Source organism: Nocardioides sp. (genome assembly GCF_016462705.1).
Taxonomy (GTDB): domain Bacteria; phylum Actinomycetota; class Actinomycetes; order Propionibacteriales; family Nocardioidaceae; genus Nocardioides.
Genome location: NZ_JAEMSS010000079.1, coordinates 1 through 18698 on the forward strand (window position 1 = coordinate 1; position 18698 = coordinate 18698).

Below are 18698 nucleotides of genomic sequence, written 5' to 3' on the forward strand. Positions count from 1 at the left end.
GGAGGCGATCGCCTGGGTCGCCCGCGAGTTCCCCGACGCGCCCGGCAATGCCGACACGTTCGCCTGGCCCACCTCCCACGCCGAGGCCGAGGCGTCGTACGACGAGTTCCTGGCGCAGCGCCTCGTCGACTTCGGCCCGTTCGAGGACGCGATCTCGGCGCAGCACGGCTTCGTCTTCCACTCGCTGCTGACGCCGGGTCTCAACATCGGGCTCGTCTCGCCCCACCACGTCCTCACGCACGCCCTCGAGCACGCCGAGGAGCACGACGTGCCGCTGGCCTCGCTCGAGGGCTTCGTGCGACAGGTGATCGGCTGGCGGGAGTACATGCGCGCCACCTACCACCTGTGGGGCCGTCGGATGCGCAGCCGCAACCACCTCCAGCACACGCGGCCGCTCAGTCAGGGCTGGTGGGACGCGACGACCGGCCTCGACCCGGTCGACCACGTCCTGCGGCGGGTCCTGGACACGGGCTACGCCCACCACATCGAGCGACTGATGGTGTTCGGCAACGCCCTGTGCCTGCTGCGCGCGGAGCCCGACGCCGCCTACGAGTGGTTCATGGAGATGTTCATCGACGCCTACGACTGGGTGATGGTGCCCAACGTCTACGCGATGAGCCAGTTCGCCGCCGGTGCCGCGATCACGACCAAGCCCTACGTGTCGGGCAGCAACTACCTGAGGAAGATGTCGGACCTGCCGAAGGGCGACTGGTGCGACGACTGGGACGCGCTCTACTGGACCTTCGTGCGCGACCACCACGACGTCTTCGCCGGCAACCCCCGGTCGCGGATGATCGCCAACCTCTACGACGGCATGGACCCGGCCAAGAAGGCCGCCCACACCCGCCGCGCCCACGACTGGATCGCCTGAACCGACCGGGACCTTGGGCCCTTCTCGGGCATCTCCCACGACGGAAGAGTCGGCGGCGGAGGAGCCTCGCGCGGGCATCGGCCCGCCGCCCTCCGCGGAGGGAGACCACCATGAAAGCGCTCGTCTACCACGGCCCGGGTCGCAAGAGCTGGGACGACGTCCCGGACCCCAGCATCCAGCAGCCCACGGACGTCATCGTCCGCATCGACACCACCACCATCTGCGGCACCGACCTGCACATCCTCAAGGGCGACGTGCCCGCGGTGACCGAGGGCCGGATCCTCGGCCACGAGGGCGTCGGCACCATCGTCGAGACCGGCTCCGCCGTGTCGTCGTTCGAGGTCGGCGACCGCGTCATCATCTCCTGCATCAGCGCGTGCGGCTCGTGCTCCTACTGCCACCAGGGTCTCTACGCCCACTGCCTGGCCGAGGAGGGCGCCTCCGGCATCGGCTGGATCTTCGGTCACCTCATCGACGGCACGCAGGCGGAGCTGGTCCGCGTGCCCTTCGCCGACGGCACCCTGCACAAGGTCCCCGAGGGCGTCAGCGACGACGCGGCCGTGATGCTCTCCGACATCCTGCCCACCGGCTTCGAGATCGGCGTGCGCTACGGGCAGGTCAAGCCCGGCGACGTGGTCGCCGTGGTCGGGGCGGGCCCGGTCGGCCTGGCGTCGATGATGACGGCCGGGCTCTACGGCGCGTCCCGGGTGATCGCCCTCGACCTCGACCCCAACCGGCTCGACCAGGCCCTGGGCTTCGGGGCCACCGACGCGGTCAACAGCGGCGACGCGGACTGGCTGGAGCAGGTCATGGCGATGACCGACGGCTACGGGGTCGACGTGGCGATCGAGGCGGTCGGCATCCCCGACACCTTCACCGCCTGCACCAAGATGGTGCGCCCCGGCGGCCACGTGGCCAACGTGGGCGTCCACGGTGCGCCGGTCGAGCTGGCCCTCCAGGACCTGTGGATCAGCGACGTCGCGATCAGCATGGGCCTGGTGAGCACCTCGACCACGCCGATGCTGCTCAAGCTCGTGGCACAGCACAAGCTCGAGGCGGAGAAGTTCGCGACCCACCACTTCTCCATGGACCAGTTCCTCGAGGCCTACGAGACGTTCGCGGCCGCGGCGGACACCAAGGCCCTCAAGGTCGTGATCCGGCGCTGACCCGGCGCTGACCCGGCGCTGGTTCTGGTGCTGGGTGTCCGCCGGCCGGACCGGCCCGTGCGGCGGTCCGGCCGGCGGGCCGCGCGCTGCTAGGGTCGAGGCGCTCGCACATCCTTTAACGATCCGTCCCGTGAGGCGGAGAAGGAGACACGGCTTTGCCTACGCCTGCCCCAGCGAACGGCCCAGCGATCCTGGTCCTCGAGGACGGTCGCACGTTCCGCGGCGACAGCTACGGCGCCGAGGGTGAGACCTTCGGCGAGGCGGTCTTCAACACCGGCATGACCGGCTACCAGGAGACGCTCACCGACCCGTCCTACCACCGGCAGGTCGTCGTGATGACCGCGCCGCACGTCGGCAACACCGGCGTCAACGACGTGGACCAGGAGTCGTCGCGGATCTGGGTCGCCGGCTACGTCGTCCGCGACCCCGCGCGGGTGCCGAGCAGCTGGCGCAGCCGGCGCAGCCTCGACGACGAGCTCAAGGCGCACGGGGTCGTCGGCATCAGCGGGATCGACACCCGCGCCCTCACCCGGCACCTGCGCGAGCGCGGCGCCATGCGGGTCGGGATCTCCTCGACCGAGCGCGACGTCGACGCCCTGCTGGAGCGGGTGCGAGCCACGACCGAGATGGCGGGCACCGAGCTGGCCGCCGAGGTCTCCACCTCCGAGCCCTACGTCGTCCCCGCCCATGGGGAGAAGACCCTGACCGTCGCCGCGCTCGACCTCGGCATCAAGTCCATGACCCCGTACCGGATGGCCGAGCGTGGCATCGAGGTGCACGTGCTGCCGGCCACCGCGTCGTACGCCGACCTCAGGGCGGTCGGCGCGGACGGGGTGTTCTACTCCAACGGCCCGGGCGACCCGGCCGCGACGACGGGCCAGATCGAGCTCCTCCGGGACGCCCTGGCCGACGGGATGCCCTACTTCGGGATCTGCTTCGGCAACCAGCTCTTCGGCCGGGCGCTCGGGTTCAGCACCTTCAAGCTGAAGTACGGGCACCGCGGCATCAACCAGCCGGTGATGGACCGCACCACCGGCAAGGTCGAGGTCACCGCCCACAACCACGGGTTCGCCGTGGACGCTCCGCTCGACGCGCCGACCGAGACCCCCTACGGCGTCGCCACGGTCAGCCACGTGTGCCTCAACGACGACGTGGTCGAGGGGCTGGAGCTGCGGGGGCCGGACGGTGCGCTCAAGGCGTTCTCGGTGCAGTACCACCCCGAGGCGGCGGCCGGACCGCACGATGCGGCGTACCTCTTCGACCGGTTCGTCCGGCTCATGGAAGGGGTCGCCTGATGCCCAAGCGCGAGGACATCAAGAGCGTCCTGGTCATCGGCTCCGGGCCGATCATCATCGGCCAGGCCTGCGAGTTCGACTACTCCGGCACCCAGGCCTGCCGGGTGCTGCGGGCCGAGGGCATCCGGGTCGTGCTGGTCAACTCCAACCCGGCCACGATCATGACCGACCCCGAGTTCGCGGACGCGACCTACGTCGAGCCGATCACCCCGGAGTTCGTCGAGAAGGTCATCGAGGCTGAGTTCAGCTCCGGGCAGCCCATCGACGCCATGCTCGCCACGCTGGGCGGGCAGACCGCGCTCAACACCGCGATGGCGCTGGACGCCGCCGGTGTCCTGGCGAAGTACGGCGTCGAGCTGATCGGGGCCTCGATCGAGGCCATCGACCGCGGGGAGAACCGGCAGATCTTCAAGAAGATCGTCGAGGACCTCGGCGGCGAGGTCGCCCGCAGCGCGATCTGCCACTCCATGGACGACTGCCTCGCCGCGGTGGAGGACCTCGGCTACCCGGTGGTCGTGCGCCCGTCGTTCACCATGGGCGGCACCGGCTCGGGGATGGCCCACGACGAGACCGACCTGCACCGGATCGCCGGGGCCGGCCTGATGGCCAGCCCGACCACCGAGGTGCTCCTCGAGGAGTCCATCCTCGGCTGGAAGGAGTACGAGCTCGAGGTCATGCGGGACACCAAGGACAACGTGGTGATCGTGTGCTCGATCGAGAACCTCGACCCGATGGGCGTGCACACCGGCGACTCGATCACGGTCGCCCCGGCCATGACGCTGACCGACCGCGAGTACCAGGCGATGCGGGACCTGTCGATCGGGATCATCCGCTCCGTCGGGGTCGACACCGGCGGCTGCAACATCCAGTTCGCCGTCAACCCGCGCGACGGCCGGCTGGTCGTGATCGAGATGAACCCGCGGGTGTCGCGTTCCTCGGCGCTGGCCTCCAAGGCGACCGGGTTCCCGATCGCCAAGATCGCGGCCAAGGTGGCGATCGGCTACACCCTCGACGAGATCCCGAACGACATCACCACGAGGGCCGACGGCGGCAGCACCCCGGCGGCGTTCGAGCCGACGCTCGACTACGTGGTGGTCAAGGTCCCGCGGTTCGCCTTCGAGAAGTTCCCCGGAGCCGACCGCGAGCTGACCACGCACATGAAGTCGGTGGGCGAGGCGATGGCGATCGGCCGCAACTTCACCGAGGCGCTCCAGAAGGCGCTGCGCTCGCTGGAGAGCAAGGACGCCCCGTTCGACTGGCACCAGGAGTGGGTCGAGCTCGACAAGGCCGCCCTCCTCGAGGAGATCAAGGTCCCCCACGACGGGCGGCTCAAGAAGGTCATGGACGCGCTCCGGGCCGGTGCGACGCCCGACGAGGTCTTCGCGGCCACGCACATCGACCCGTGGTTCGTCGACCAGCTGCTGCTCATCAACGAGGTCGCCGCCGAGGTCACGGCTGCCCCCGAGCTGACCCCGGAGATCCTGCGCAAGGCCAAGCGGCACGGCTTCTCCGACGCCCAGATCGGCAAGATCCGCGGGATGACGGCCGACGTCGTCCGCGGGGTCAGGCACGCCCTCGGCATCCGGCCGGTCTACAAGACCGTCGACACCTGTGCCGCCGAGTTCGCGGCCGCGACGCCGTACCACTACTCGTCCTACGACGAGGAGACCGAGGTGCAGCCCCGCGAGCGGCCCGCGGTGATCATCCTGGGGTCCGGGCCCAACCGGATCGGCCAGGGCATCGAGTTCGACTACTCCTGCGTGCACGCCTCCATGGCGCTGGGCCAGGGCGAGGGCGGGGCGGGCTACGAGACCGTGATGGTCAACTGCAACCCCGAGACGGTCTCGACCGACTACGACACCTCGGACCGGCTCTACTTCGAGCCGCTGACGCTGGAGGACGTGCTCGAGATCGTGCACGCCGAGCAGCAGGCCGGACCCGTGGCCGGCGTCATCTGCCAGCTGGGCGGGCAGACCCCGTTGGGCCTCGCGCAGGGCCTGGAGGACAACGGCGTGCCCATCGTCGGCACGTCGCCGGCCGCGATCCACCTCGCCGAGGAGCGCGGCTCCTTCGGGCGGGTGCTGCACGAGGCCGGGCTCAACGCGCCCAAGCACGGCATGGCCTCGTCCTACCACGAGGCCATCGAGATCGCGGCCATGATCGGCTACCCGGTGCTGGTGCGGCCGTCCTACGTCCTCGGTGGCCGCGGCATGGAGATCGTCTACGGCGACGAGGCGCTCGAGGGCTACATCCACCGGGCGACGGAGATCAGCCCCGAGCACCCGGTGCTCGTCGACCGGTTCATCGACGACGCGGTCGAGATCGACGTCGACGCGCTCTACGACGGCGAGGAGCTGTTCCTCGGCGGCGTCATGGAGCACATCGAGGAGGCCGGCATCCACTCCGGTGACTCCTCGTGCGCGCTCCCGCCGATCACGCTCGGCGAGTCGGAGATCCAGCGGATCCGCCAGGCCACGGAGGCGATCGCCAGCGGGGTCGGGGTGCGCGGGCTGATCAACATCCAGTACGCCCTCGGCTCCGACGTCCTCTACGTGCTCGAGGCCAACCCGCGGGCGTCACGGACCGTGCCGTTCGTCTCCAAGGCCACCGCGACCCCGCTGGCCAAGGCGGCAGCCCGGATCATGCTCGGCGAGAGCATCGCGGGGCTGCGCGCGTCCGGGCTGCTGCCGGCGACCGGGGACGGCGGCACCCTGCCCGCGGACCAGCCGATCGCGGTCAAGGAGGCCGTGATGCCGTTCAACCGGTTCCGGACCCCCGACGGCAGGCAGGTCGACACGGTGCTCGGTCCCGAGATGAAGTCGACGGGCGAGGTGATGGGGCTGGACGCCAGCTTCGGCCAGGCCTTCGCCAAGTCGCAGGCGGCGGCGTACGGCTCCCTTCCGACGTCCGGCCGGGTGTTCGTCTCCATGGCCAACCGTGACAAGCGGACCATGATCTTCCCGGTGAAGGTCCTCGCGGACATGGGGTTCGAGATCCTCGCCACCCAGGGCACCGCCGAGGCGCTCCGCCGCAACGGGGTCCAGGCCACCATCGTGCGCAAGCACTTCGAGGGCCCGGGCGAGGGCGACCAGCGCACCACGGTCCAGCGGATCCTCGACGGGGACATCGACCTGGTCGTCAACACCCCGCACGGCTCCACCGGCGGCGGCTCCGCGCGCATCGACGGCTACGAGATCCGCACGGCCGCGGTGATGGCCAACATCCCGTGCATCACCACGGTCCAGGGACTCGGCGCCGCCGTGCAGGGGATCGAGGCCTCGATCCGCGGCTCGATCGGCGTGCGGTCGTTGCAGGACTGGTTCCCGGGGTGACCCTCTACTCCACGCTGTTCGACCACGGCTTCACCCGGATCGACCCCGAGAAGGCACACCGGCTCGGGTTCCGGGCGGTCCGCGCAGCGCGGCCGGTCCTGGCGCGACGGCGTACGCCGGGATCGCCCGTGTCCGCGATGGGGCTGACCTTCCCCAACCCGCTGGGGCTGGCGGCCGGCTTCGACAAGAACGCGGTCGGCGTCGACGCGCTCGCTGCGCTGGGGTTCGGCCACGTCGAGATCGGGACCGTCACCGGCCGCGCCCAGCCCGGCAACGACAAGCCGCGGCTGTTCCGGCTGCCCGCCGACCGCGCCGTGGTCAACCGGATGGGCTTCAACAACGACGGTGCCGACGTGGTCTCGCGCCGGCTCGCACTCCGTCACTCCCGGGGCGGCCGTCGACCGGGCCCGGTGCTGGGCGTCAACATCGGCAAGACCAAGGTCGTCCCGGAGGACGACGAGGCCGCGGTGCTGGACGACTACGGCCTCAGCGCCGGCCTGCTCGCGCCGCACGCGGACTACCTGGTGGTCAACGTCAGCTCGCCCAACACCCCTGGCCTGCGCAGCCTCCAGTCGGTCGAGAAGCTGCAGCCGCTGCTCGAGCACGTCCGGCGCACCGCCGACCAGGCCCTCGACGCATCAGGGGCGGACCGGCGGGTGCCGCTCCTGGTCAAGATCGCCCCGGACCTCGCCGACGAGGACGTGCTCGCGGTCGCCGACCTGGCGACGGCCATCGGCCTCGACGGGGTCATCGCGACCAACACCACGATCTCCCGGTCCGGCCTCGCCTCCACGCCGGCCGAGGTCGAGCGGGCCGGGGCCGGCGGGCTGTCCGGCCCACCACTCGCCGAGCGCGCTCTGGAGGTGCTGCGGCTGCTGCGCGGCCGGGTCGGCGACGACCTGACGCTCGTCGGCGTCGGCGGGCTCGCCACGGTCGCGGACGCCCAAGCTCGCCTGGACGCCGGCGCCGACCTGCTCCAGGGCTACACCGCGTTCGTCTACGAGGGGCCAGGCTGGCCCCGCCGGATCCTGCACGGGATCTCGGCGGAAGGGATCCCATGACCACGTTCGGACAGCGCTTCGCCTCCGCGATCGAGGCCCGGGGGCCGCTGTGCGCCGGCCTCGACCCCCACGCCAGCCTGCTCGCGGAGTGGGGACTCCCCGACGACGTGTCGGGGCTCGAGCGGTTCGCGCTGACCGCGGTCGAGGGCCTGGCCCCGCACGTGGCGCTGGTCAAGCCGCAGTCGGCGTTCTACGAGCGGTTCGGCAGCCGGGGGGTCGCGGTCCTGGAGCGGGTGATCGAGGCGGCGCGGGCGGCGGGGGCGCTGGTGCTGCTCGACGTCAAGCGTGGCGACATCGGCTCGACGACCCAGGCCTACGCCGACGCCTACCTCGACCCGTCCTCGCCGCTCGCGGCGGACGCGATCACGGCCAGCCCCTACCTCGGGTTCGGCTCGCTGGAGCCGATGCTCGACACGGCTCGCTCGTACGACGCCGGGGTCTTCGTGCTGGCCCTCACCTCCAACAAGGAGGGCGCCGAGGTGCAGCACGCCCGCACCGAGGACGGTGCGCTGGTCGCCGGCCGGATGCTCGACCACCTGCGCGCCCTCAACGCGGGGGCCGAGCCCCTGGGGTCGTTCGGGGCCGTGATCGGCGCGACGATCGGCTCGCTGCCCGAGTCCGGCGCCGAGCTCGACTTCGCCTTCAACGGCCCGATCCTGGCGCCCGGCTTCGGGGCCCAGGGCGGCACCGTCGCCGACATCCGGCGGATCTTCGGCGACGCCGTCGGGGCCGTCACCCCGAGCTCGTCGCGAGACCTGCTGCGCAAGGGCCCGTCGCTCGACGCGATGCGGATCGAGGCCCTGCGGCTCAACGACGAGCTGCGGTCGTGAGGCTGGCCCCGGCGGCTGCCGTCCTGCTGCTCACCTGCCTTCCCCAGGGCTGCTCCGAGGACCCCTACGACGCCTACTGCGAGGTCGTCACCGACAACCAGGCCGAGCTCACGCGGACCATCGACGAGGGCGGGCCCGACGTCCTGCTGCGGGCACTTCCGGTCTTCCGGGAGCTGGAGGACGCCGCCCCCGACGACATCCGCGACGACTGGCGGGTGGTCGTCAACGGGCTCGCCGCCCTGGAGGCCGCCCTGGACGACGCGGGCGTCGACCCTGCGACGTACGACCGTGACGACCCACCCGAGGGCGTGAGCGAGGCGGAGCGGGACCGGATCGACGCGGCGGCCGACGACCTCCGGACCGACGAGTCCGAGGCGGCCTTCGCGGCCGTCGAGCAGCAGGCGCGGGACGTGTGCAAGACACCCCTGTGGCTCTGATCCAGGCTGAGCCGGGCCGAGACACCGCCACTCCGTTGTGGGGTCCTGCGCGGCATGACTAGATTGACCCACGCTCCCTGACTGCCGCACGACCGAACATGACGAGGACTCCGCGACGTGGCACTGCCCCCGCTCACGCCCGAACAGCGCCAGGCGGCCCTGCAGAAGGCCGCTGCGTCTCGCCGCGAGCGGGCCGAGGTCAAGAACCGGCTCAAGCACAGCGGGGCCACGATCAGCGAGGTGCTGGCCGAGGGGCACAGCAACGAGGTGATCGGCAAGATGCGGGTCATCGACCTGCTCCAGTCGATGCCCGGCCTCGGCAAGGTGCGCGCTCGCCAGGTCATGGAGCGGCTCGGCATCGCGGAGAGCCGCCGGGTGCGCGGTCTCGGGACCAAGCAGGTCGCGGCGCTCGAAAAAGAGTTCCGACCGGGTGACTGACGGGCGGAGCCGGCTGACCGTCCTCGCCGGGCCGACCGCCGTCGGCAAGGGGAGCGTCGCGGCCGACATCCGAGAGCACCACCCCGAGGTGTGGATCTCGGTGTCGGCGACCACGCGGTCCCCTCGCCCCGGCGAGGAGGACGGCGTCCACTACCACTTCGTCTCCGACGAGGAGTTCGACCGGATGGTCGCCGAGGGTGAGCTGCTCGAGTGGGCCACCGTGCACAACTCGGCCCGCTACGGGACCCCTCGGCGTGCCGTCGAGGAGGTGCTCGCCACCGGGCGGCCGGCCATGCTGGAGATCGACCTGCAAGGAGCACGGCAGGTGCGCCGGACCATGCCGGAGGCGCTGTTCGTGTTCCTGGCCCCGCCGTCGTGGGAGGAGCTGGTGCGCCGGCTGGTCGGTCGGGGCACCGAGGACGAGGAGGAACGGGCCCGGCGGCTGGCCACCGCTGTGGAGGAGCTGGCCGCCGAGACGGAGTTCGACGTCAGCATCGTCAACCACGAAGTTCACGCTTCCGCGGAGGAGTTGGTAGCCTTGATGAGACTCGGGCGGGGCAACTCTGCTCCCGGCCATCCGAGCGGCCATCCGAGCTAACCGACTGCGACATGACTGACTGAGCGAGGCTTCTGCGTGTCTGGACCCAACATCGCGGCCGAGGGCGTCACCAACCCCTCGATCGACGACCTGCTCACCAAGACCGACAGCAAGTACAAGCTGGTCCTCTACAGCGCCAAGCGCGCTCGGCAGATCAACGCCTACTACTCCCAGCTCGGCGAGGGCCTGCTGGAGTACGTCGGCCCGCTCGTGGAGACCCACGTCCAGGAGAAGCCGCTCTCGATCGCGCTGCGCGAGATCAACGGTGACCTGCTGACCTGCGAGGACGTCGACCCCGCCGAGCTCGCCGCCGAGGAGGCCGCCGCCAAGGCCGCCGCCGCCGATGGCACCGCGTCCTTCGACGCCGGCCCCGCCGCGGAGTAGAGCTTGGCCGACGCCGGGCAGAGCAGTCCGCCGAGGCCCCGGGTGGTCCTGGGCGTCTCCGGCGGCATCGCGGCGTACAAGGCCTGTGAGCTGCTGCGGCTGCTGACCGAGTCCGGTCACGACGTCACCGTCGTGCCCACCGCGGCGGCGCTGCGGTTCGTGGGCGCCCCGACCTGGGCGGCGCTGTCCGGCAAGCCCGTCTCCACGGAGGTGTGGGACGACGTCCACGAGGTGCCGCACGTCCGGATCGGTCAGTCCGCCGACCTGGTCGTGGTCGCTCCGGCCACCGCCGACCTGGTGGCGAAGGCGGCCCACGGGCTGGCCGACGACCTGCTGACCAACACACTGCTCACGGCTCGCTGCCCGGTCGTCCTGGCGCCCGCGATGCACACCGAGATGTGGGAGCACGCCGCCACCCAGGCCAACGTCGCGACGTTGCGCGCTCGGGGGGTCCTCGTCCTCGAGCCCGCCGAGGGCCGGCTGACCGGCGCGGACTCCGGCAAGGGCCGGCTCCCGGAGGCGGCCGAGATCTTCGACGTCTGCCTCGACGTCCTGGTCCGGGGCATCGCCGCCGAGGACCTGGCCGGCCGACAGGTCGTCGTCTCCGCGGGCGGCACCCGGGAGTACCTCGACCCGGTCCGGTTCCTCGGCAACCGCTCGAGCGGCCGGCAGGGCTATGCGCTGGCCAGGGCGGCCGCGTCGCGCGGCGCCGAGGTGACCCTGGTCGCCGCCAACACCACCCTGCCGGAGCCCGCCGGGGTCAAGGTCGTCCACGTGGAGACCACGGAGGAGCTCCGGACCGAGGTGCTGGCCGCGGCCGGTTCGGCGGACGCCGTCGTGATGGCCGCCGCACCGGCGGACTTCCGGCCGACCTCGGTGAGCGCTGCCAAGATCAAGAAGGCCGACGACGGCTCGGCGCCGTCCATCGAGCTGGCCCAGAACCCCGACATCCTCCACGAGCTGAGCCATCGCCGGTCGCGGGAGGGGCAGGTCGTGGTCGGCTTCGCCGCGGAGACCGGGGACGACACCGGCACGGTCCTCGACCTGGCCCGCGCCAAGCTCGCCCGCAAGGGCTGCGACCTCCTGGTCGTCAACGACGTGAGCGGGGGAGCGGTGTTCGGGAGCGCCGACAACGAGGCCGTGATCCTCGCCGCCGACGGCGGCACCCGCGACGTACCCCGCGGGTCCAAGACACAGGTGGCGCACGCCATTTGGGACGAAGTGGCCACCAGGCTGCAAGATTGACCCGCTCACACCGCAGACCGATCGGAGTACACCTGTGCCTGGACGCTTGTTCACCTCGGAGTCCGTGACCGAGGGTCACCCGGACAAGATCGCCGACCAGATCAGCGACTCCGTCCTCGACGCGATGCTCGCCCAGGACCCCACCAGCCGGGTCGCGGTCGAGACCCTGCTGACCACGGGTCTCGTGGTCGTCGCCGGTGAGGTCGACACCACCGGCTATGTCGACGTCAAGAAGGTCGTCCGCGAACGGATCCTCGAGATCGGCTACGACTCCTCCGAGAAGGGCTTCGACGGCCACTCGTGCGGCGTCATGGTCGCGATCGGCGGCCAGTCCGGCGACATCGCGCAGGGCGTCGACACCGGTCACGAGTCCCGCACCGGCTCGGTGGACGCGATGGACAAGCAGGGTGCCGGTGACCAGGGCCTGATGTTCGGCTACGCGTGCGACGACACCGACGTGCTGATGCCGCTGCCCATCGTGATGGCCCAGCGGCTCGCCGAGCGGCTCACCGAGGTGCGCAAGGACGGGACGCTTCCCTACCTCCGCCCGGACGGCAAGACCCAGGTCACCATCGAGTACGACGCCGACAACCGTCCGGTCCGCGTCGACACCGTGGTCCTGTCCTCGCAGCACTCCGAGGACACCGACCTCGACACCCTCGAGGCCGACGTCAAGAAGCACGTCATCGACCCGGTGCTGGCCACCTTCAACCTGCCCTCCGAGGGCTACCGCCTGCTCGTCAACCCGACCGGCCGGTTCGTGGTCGGCGGACCGATGGGTGACGCCGGCCTCACCGGTCGCAAGATCATCGTCGACACCTACGGCGGCATGGCCCGCCACGGCGGTGGGGCCTTCTCGGGCAAGGACCCGTCGAAGGTCGACCGGTCCGCGGCCTACGCGATGCGCTGGGTGGCCAAGAACGTCGTCGCGGCCGGGCTCGCGCGACGCTGCGAGGCCCAGGTCGCCTACGCCATCGGCAAGGCGCAGCCGGTCGGTGTCTTCATCGAGACGTTCGGCACCGGCACCGCCTCCGACGAGGCGATCCAGGAGGCCGTGCTCAAGGTCTTCGACCTGCGCCCCGCCGCGATCATCCGCGACCTCGACCTGCTGCGCCCGATCTACGTCAAGACGGCGGCGTACGGCCACTTCGGCCGCGAGCTCCCCGAGTTCACCTGGGAGCGCACCGACCGTGCCGACGCGTTGAAGGCGGCCATCGCCGGCTGACCCGAGTGGGCTGGCCCATCTGGGTCATTCACAGCACGGGTGGGGGTCCATAGCCTCCGAGGGGTGAGCCCCTCAGCGCGTCTCCTTCCCGCCCTGACCGCCACCGCACTGGCGGTCGCCACGCTCAGCGTCACCGCGGCCGGCGGTGCCCAGGGCGTCGGCGCCGACAACCAGGGGGTGGCTGTCGACCGGCTCCAGGACGACGCTTCGGCGACCGTCACGATCGTCCGATCGACGGCCGGCGACGTCACCTTCGTCGGGACGCCGGCGGGGCAGCGGGTCGACAACCCGGCGGTGACGCCGGCGACGTCCGTGCGGGCCGCGGCAGCCGCGCACGTGGCCCGCTACGGCCCGGCGCTCGGCACCGGCCGCAAGGGCACCACGCTCCGGGAGCACCGGGTGCTCGCGACCGACGCGGGCCACACGGTCCGCTTCCGCCAGGAGGTCGACGGCCTGCCGGTCCTGGGCGGCGACGTGGTCGTGTCCCTGGGCAAGGACCGCGAGCTGGCCTCGCTGCTGTCGACGATGTCGACGGCGACCGAGGTCCAGGCCGCCCGGGTCTCGGTCGACGCGGCGGCGACCACGGCCCGGCTGGTGGCGGGACGCGGCCGGGCCGCGGTCGTCACCTCCTCGGGCCGGTGGCTCCTCGACCCGGCGGTGATCGGCATGAGCTCGCGCGACGGTGCGCGCGGAGTCTGGCGGTTCACCGTGGACGCCGGCCTCGACCTGGACCGCGAGGTGTTCGTGGACGACCAGACCGGTGCGCCGCTCCTCTCCTTCGACAACCACCACCAGGCCAACCGGATCGTCTGCGACAACGCCAACGTGCAGCTCAACCCCAACAGCCCTGACGTGCCCTGCACGACGCCGGTACGCAGCGAGGGAGACGCCCCCACCGGCATCGCCGACGTCGACGACGTCTACACGTTCGTCGGGGCGACCTCGGACCTCTACCAGTCCATCGGGGTCGACCTGACCGACATGATCGGCAAGGACGTCGGCGGCACCAAGAAGATCTCGTCGACGGTGCGGATCTGCTACTCGGGCACCTGCCCCTACGCCAACGCGTTCTGGAACGGCACCGAGATGTACTACGGCACCGGCCTGACCGTCGACGACGTCACCGGCCACGAGCTCACGCACGGGGTCACCGACCGCACCTCGGAGCTCCTCTACTGGGGTCAGTCCGGGGCGATCAACGAGTCGATCTCCGACATCATGGGGGAGATCGTCGACCACCGGACCCCCACCACGGGTGACTCGGCCACGGACTGGCGACTGGCCGAGGACTCCTCCATCGGTTCGATCCGCGACCTCGCCGACCCGACCGCGGAGGGTCACCCGGACCGGACCCAGAGCGCGCTCTACGTCGACGACCTCGGGGACGGCGAGTTCTACGGGGACAACGGAGGGGTCCACTCCAACAGCGGCGTCAGCAACAAGACGGCGTACCTGATCATGGAGGGGGGCACGTTCAACGGCCAGACCGTGACCGGCATCGACGGCGGCGACACGTTCCCGAAGACCGCGCGCCTCTACCAGCTGGTCAACGAGTCGATGTCCTCGGGCGCCGACTTCGCCGACCTCGGGCTCGTGCTGGTGCAGGCCTGCAACAGCCTGGTGGGGACGCACGGCTTCACGGCCGCGGACTGCACCGAGGTCCAGAAGGCCGCCCTCGCGACCGAGCTGTCGCAGACGCCCGCCAACTCGCCGCAGCCGGCGGACGCCGACACGACGTGCCCGGTCGGCCAGGTGAAGACCACGATCTTCGACAGCGAGACGGGCTCGCCCGCCACGAAGTTCACCTCCACGGCCGCCAACTGGGGCTACGGAGAGGACCCCGTCTGGGGCAGCAACGCGCACTCCGGGCAGAGCTCGTGGCACAACGCGACCCCCATCAGCGGCGCCGCGACCCCGGCGGTCGCTGAGCGGCTGGTGATGGCCGCGCCGATCGCCGTCCCGGTGTCCGGCAACACCTACCTGTCGTTCCACGGTTGGTACTTCCTCGACTTCACCATCAGCCAGCCGAGCGGCACCGTCGTGGACCGCCGCGACGGGGCCACGGTGGAGGTCGACGACGTCGACGACGGGGCGGGCCCGGTGGACGTTGCCGCCCAGCCCTGGGTCAACGGGCCCAGCACCGTGATCAACTCGGCGAGCAACCCGGCCAACGGCCGTACCGCCTTCACCGCCGACAGTCGCGGCTGGGTCGGCAGCCGCCTCGACCTGGCGTCGTTCAAGGGAAAGCGCGTCAAGCCGCAGTTCAGCGTCAACTACAACAGCAGCTTCACCTACGTCGGGTGGTTCCTCGACGACATCACGGTCTACCACTGCGGCGTCGCCGCACCGCCGGTGGTCAACGCGGGTCCGGACTCGACGGTGACCGCCGGGACGGCGTTCTCGTCGCCGGGCAGCTTCACCGACGAGGTCCCCGCCGTTGCAACGGCCACCGTCGACTACGGCGACGGGTCGGGCCCGCAGGCGTTGCCCCTGACTGGCTCCAGCTTCACGTTGAACCACACCTACGCGACGCCGGGGGTCCGGACGGTGACTGTCACGGTCACCGACGGGGGCGCCCTGACCGGCACGGACACCGCGACGGTGACCGTGAACCCGGCACCACCACCGGTCTTCGCCGTCACTCCCGGAACGGTGACGGTGAAGGGCGCCCTCCTGGTCGGGAAGAAGCTCAAGGCCACCGTGACGGGGTGGCAGCCGGACGGGGTCACCTACACCTACCAGTGGCTGCGCAACGGCAAGGCGATCAAGAAGGCCACCGGCAAGAAGTACCTGCTCACCATGAAGGACACGGGCAAGAAGCTCCAGGTGCGGGTGACCGCGACGAAGGCCGGCCACACCCCCGCCACGGTCACCTCGAAGAAGACCAAGAAGGTCGAGGAGTAGCCCGAGCGCCGGCCGGGGGCGCTCACTGGTAGCAATGGCCGTGTGACCGCCCCGGACCGAGCACCCCGTGCCCACGCCGGGGAGCAGCCCGAGCTGCTCCCCGGTCTGGTGCGTGCGGAAGTGGCCCGGGCCCGCAAGGCCACAGCGACCCGGGCCCGCAAGGCGGCGGAGGCCCCGCTCGCGGAGCACGACCCGGTGGCCCGGGTCCTGGTCGACCTGCCGCTGGCCCACCTGGACCGGGCCTTCGACTACGCCGTCCCCGCGGCGATGGCCGAGGCCGCCCGGCCGGGTGTCCGGGTCAAGGTGCGGTTCGCCGGTCAGGACGTGGACGGCTTCCTCGTCGAACGCCGCGCGACCAGCGACCACACAGGCGCGCTGCACCCGCTGCGACGGGTGGTCAGTCCCGAGCCGGTGCTGACCCCGGCCGTGGCCGGGTTGTGCGAGGACGTCGCCCGGCGCTACGCGGGGACCCGCTCGGACGTCCTGCGGCTGGCGGTCCCGCCGCGGCACGCGACCGTGGAGAAGGAGGACCCGGAGCCCGTCGCCCGCCCGGTCGAGCTCGACCTGGCGGCCGCGGAGCAGGCGTGGGCGGGGTACGCCGCGGCACCGGCCTACCTGCGTCACCTCGCCGACGGGGGAGCGCCGCGGGCGGTGTGGGCGTCCGGGCCGGGGACCGACTGGCCCGCTCTCGTCGCGCACGCGGTCGCTGTCACCCGGGCGGCCGGCAAGGGAGCGCTGGTCGTGGTGCCCGACCACGCCGACGTCGCCCGGGTCGACACGGCACTGACCGGCCTCCTCGGTCCGGGTCAGCACGTCGTCCTCACCGCCGACGCCGGACCGGCCCGGCGCTACCGCGAGTTCCTCGCCGTGGTCCGCGACGGCCGTCGGGTCGTGGTGGGCACCCGGGCGGCCGCGTTCGCACCGGTGCACGACCTCGGCCTGCTGGTGATCTGGGACGACGGCGACGACCTGTACGCCGAGCCACGGGCCCCCTACCCGCACGCCCGCGAGGTGCTGCTGACCCGGGCGGAGCGCGAGGGCACCGCCATGCTGCTCGGCGGCTTCGCCCGCAGCGTCGAGGCCCAGCAGCTGCTGCGCACCGGCTGGGCCCAGCCCCTCGCGCTGGCCCGCGGTGAGCTGCGGACCCGTGCCCGGATCGAGATCGCGGGTGCCGACGACCACAGCCTCGACCGGGACCCCCTGGCCCGCGCCGCCCGGCTGCCGAGCCAGGTGCACCGGCTGGTGAGGGACGCCCTGGAGGCCGGGCCGGTGCTGGTGCAGAACCCTCGGGCCGGCTACGTCACCTCGCTCGCGTGCGTGAGGTGCCGGACGCCGGCCCGGTGCGGCGTGTGCCGGGGACCGCTGGACCTCACGTCCGCCACCGCCGCGCCCAGCTGCCGGTGGTGCGGCACAGCGGCCGAGGGGTGGTCGTGCCCGGAGTGCGGCGACCGTGGTCTGCGGGCGCCCGTGGTCGGTGAGGCGCGGACCGCCGAGGAGCTCGGCCGGGCGTTCCCCGGGGTCGTCGTCCGGATGTCGGCCGGCGAGCACGTGCTGACCGATGTCGAGTCGGCCGCCGCGATCGTGGTCGCGACACCGGGTGCGGAGCCCGTGGCCGCGGGCGGCTACGCCGCGGTCGTGCTGCTGGACACGTGGCTCGCCCTGGGCGTGGACCACCTGCGCGCGGAGGAGGAGGCGCTGCGCCGGTGGAGCAACGCGGTCGGGCTGCTGCGCCCCGGGGGTCGCGCGATCGCGGTCGGCGACCCCGGGCACCCCGCCCTCCAGGCACTGGTGCGCTGGGACCACGCGGGCTTCGCCGAGCGGGAGGCCGAGTCCCGCCGCGAGGCACACCTGCCGCCGGCGTCCCGCCTGGCGACCTTGACGGGGGAGGTGGGCGCGGTCGACGACGTCCTGACCCTCCTCGACCGGCCCGAGGGGACCGAGGTGCTCGGACCGACGCCGGTCCCCGGAGCCGACCCCGAACGGGTGCGCGCGGTCGTCCGGGTTCCACGCATCCACGGGCTGGCCCTGTCGGACGCCCTGGGCGAGCTCCAGCGGCTCCGTTCGGCGCGCAAGCTCGACCCGGTGCGGATCCAGGTCGACCCACCGACCCTGTGATGCACCCGCCTAGGATTCCTGGGTGATCGTCCCCATCCGGCTCCTCGGTGACCCGGTGCTGCGCAGCCGCGCCACCGAGGTCGTGGACTACGACAAGGAGCTCCGACGGCTGGTGCAGGACCTGACCGACACCATGCTGGACGCGCCGGGTGCGGGTCTGGCCGCACCCCAGATCGGGGTCGGTCTCCGGGTGTTCACCTGGTACGTCGACGGCGAGGTCGGCCACCTCGTCAACCCGACGCTGACGCTGTCCGACGAGGTCCAGGACGGACCCGAGGGCTGCCTGTCCATCCCCGGCCTGGTCATCGACTGCCAGCGAGCGCTCTCGGTGGTCGCCCATGGCTTCGACATGCACGGCGAACCGCTCGTGGTCGAGGGGAGCGAACGGCTGGCCAGGGCGATCCAGCACGAGACCGACCACCTGGACGGCGTGCTGTTCCTCGACCGGCTCGACCGGGAGGCCCGGCGCACCGCGATGAAGGAGATCCGCGAGTCCGACTGGTTCGCCGCCGAGCAACCGACCATCCGGCTGAGCCCGCACGCCACGGGCGGGCTGGGCAGATGAGGCTGCGGTGAGGTTGCGGTGAGGTCGCGATGAGACTCGTCTTCGCGGGGACGCCGGAGCCGGCTCTGCCCGCCCTCGACGCGATAGCGGCCTCCAGCCACGACCTGGTCGGGGTGGTGACCCGCCCGGACGCGCCCGCCGGCCGGGGGCGTCGGCTGACCCCGAGCCCGGTCGCCCTGCGCGCCGAGGAGCTCGGCCTGCCGGTCCTCAAGCCCGACCACCCCAAGGACCC

15 protein-coding genes and 1 pseudogene are annotated in these 18698 nt (G+C 71.9%); all 16 read left to right on the forward strand.

The window, feature by feature from the left end; all coding sequences use genetic code 11:
- On the forward strand, positions 1–871 hold an 871-nt coding region (locus JHD21_RS11560; RefSeq protein WP_292675089.1), incomplete at its 5' end, for an FAD-binding domain-containing protein.
- A 110-nt stretch (positions 872–981) separates the two neighbouring features.
- Positions 982–2037, forward strand: coding sequence for a zinc-dependent alcohol dehydrogenase family protein (locus JHD21_RS11565; protein ID WP_292675092.1), 1056 nt, complete (start codon positions 982–984; stop codon positions 2035–2037).
- A 155-nt stretch (positions 2038–2192) separates the two neighbouring features.
- Positions 2193–3332, forward strand: coding sequence for a glutamine-hydrolyzing carbamoyl-phosphate synthase small subunit (gene carA, locus JHD21_RS11570; RefSeq protein WP_292675095.1), 1140 nt, complete (start codon positions 2193–2195; stop codon positions 3330–3332).
- Positions 3332–6664 carry a carbamoyl-phosphate synthase large subunit gene (gene carB, locus JHD21_RS11575; protein ID WP_292675098.1) on the forward strand — a complete coding sequence of 1111 codons (3333 nt, stop codon included), beginning with the start codon at positions 3332–3334 and terminating at the stop codon, positions 6662–6664. The genes carA and carB overlap by 1 nt, the downstream gene beginning before the upstream one ends.
- Entirely contained in the window at positions 6661–7725 is a 1065-nt protein-coding gene (locus JHD21_RS11580) for a quinone-dependent dihydroorotate dehydrogenase (protein ID WP_292675101.1), read from the forward strand. The genes carB and JHD21_RS11580 overlap by 4 nt, the downstream gene beginning before the upstream one ends.
- Positions 7722–8555, forward strand: coding sequence for an orotidine-5'-phosphate decarboxylase (gene pyrF, locus JHD21_RS11585; protein ID WP_292675104.1), 834 nt, complete (start codon positions 7722–7724; stop codon positions 8553–8555). The genes JHD21_RS11580 and pyrF overlap by 4 nt, the downstream gene beginning before the upstream one ends.
- The gene (locus JHD21_RS11590) at positions 8552–8992 is read left to right on the forward strand and encodes a hypothetical protein (protein ID WP_292675108.1); all 441 of its coding nucleotides are present in this window, start codon (positions 8552–8554) and stop codon (positions 8990–8992) included. The genes pyrF and JHD21_RS11590 overlap by 4 nt, the downstream gene beginning before the upstream one ends.
- Positions 8993–9109: 117 nt before the next feature.
- Positions 9110–9430 carry an integration host factor, actinobacterial type gene (mihF, locus tag JHD21_RS11595; RefSeq protein ID WP_292675111.1) on the forward strand — a complete coding sequence of 107 codons (321 nt, stop codon included), beginning with the start codon at positions 9110–9112 and terminating at the stop codon, positions 9428–9430.
- Positions 9423–10028: a guanylate kinase gene (gene gmk / locus JHD21_RS11600; RefSeq protein ID WP_292675115.1), complete on the forward strand. Its 606-nt coding sequence runs from the start codon at positions 9423–9425 to the stop codon at positions 10026–10028. Before mihF ends, gmk begins: the two co-directional genes overlap by 8 nt.
- Before the next feature lie 36 nt (positions 10029–10064).
- A complete protein-coding gene (rpoZ, locus tag JHD21_RS11605) occupies positions 10065–10412 on the forward strand; it encodes a DNA-directed RNA polymerase subunit omega (protein WP_292675118.1) in 348 nt (115 codons plus the stop codon).
- 3 nt (positions 10413–10415) lie between these two features.
- A complete protein-coding gene (gene coaBC, locus JHD21_RS11610; RefSeq protein WP_365695935.1) occupies positions 10416–11657 on the forward strand; it encodes a bifunctional phosphopantothenoylcysteine decarboxylase/phosphopantothenate--cysteine ligase CoaBC in 1242 nt (413 codons plus the stop codon).
- Between the two features lie 34 nt (positions 11658–11691).
- Positions 11692–12882, forward strand: a complete 1191-nt coding sequence (gene metK, locus JHD21_RS11615; protein WP_292675121.1) for a methionine adenosyltransferase — start codon at positions 11692–11694, stop codon at positions 12880–12882.
- A gap of 63 nt (positions 12883–12945) precedes the next feature.
- Positions 12946–15786 carry a M4 family metallopeptidase gene (locus tag JHD21_RS11620; protein WP_292675125.1) on the forward strand — a complete coding sequence of 947 codons (2841 nt, stop codon included), beginning with the start codon at positions 12946–12948 and terminating at the stop codon, positions 15784–15786.
- 42 nt (positions 15787–15828) lie between these two features.
- Positions 15829–17901, forward strand: coding sequence for a primosomal protein N' (locus JHD21_RS11625; RefSeq protein WP_292675128.1), 2073 nt, complete (start codon positions 15829–15831; stop codon positions 17899–17901).
- A 22-nt stretch (positions 17902–17923) separates the two neighbouring features.
- Positions 17924–18466 carry a peptide deformylase gene (def, locus tag JHD21_RS11630; RefSeq protein WP_292675132.1) on the forward strand — a complete coding sequence of 181 codons (543 nt, stop codon included), beginning with the start codon at positions 17924–17926 and terminating at the stop codon, positions 18464–18466.
- Between the two features lie 29 nt (positions 18467–18495).
- A pseudogene (locus tag JHD21_RS11635) lies at positions 18496–18698 on the forward strand (methionyl-tRNA formyltransferase); the annotation flags it as partial.

Bases quoted from the DNA above. Each gene is read 5' to 3' on its own strand.
- JHD21_RS11565 (WP_292675092.1), top strand. From the start codon at position 982: ATGAAAGCGCTCGTCTACCACGGCCCGGGTCGCAAGAGCTGGGACGAC.
- carB (WP_292675098.1), top strand. From the start codon at position 3,332: ATGCCCAAGCGCGAGGACATCAAGAGCGTCCTGGTCATCGGCTCCGGG.
- pyrF (WP_292675104.1), top strand. From the start codon at position 7,722: ATGACCACGTTCGGACAGCGCTTCGCCTCCGCGATCGAGGCCCGGGGG.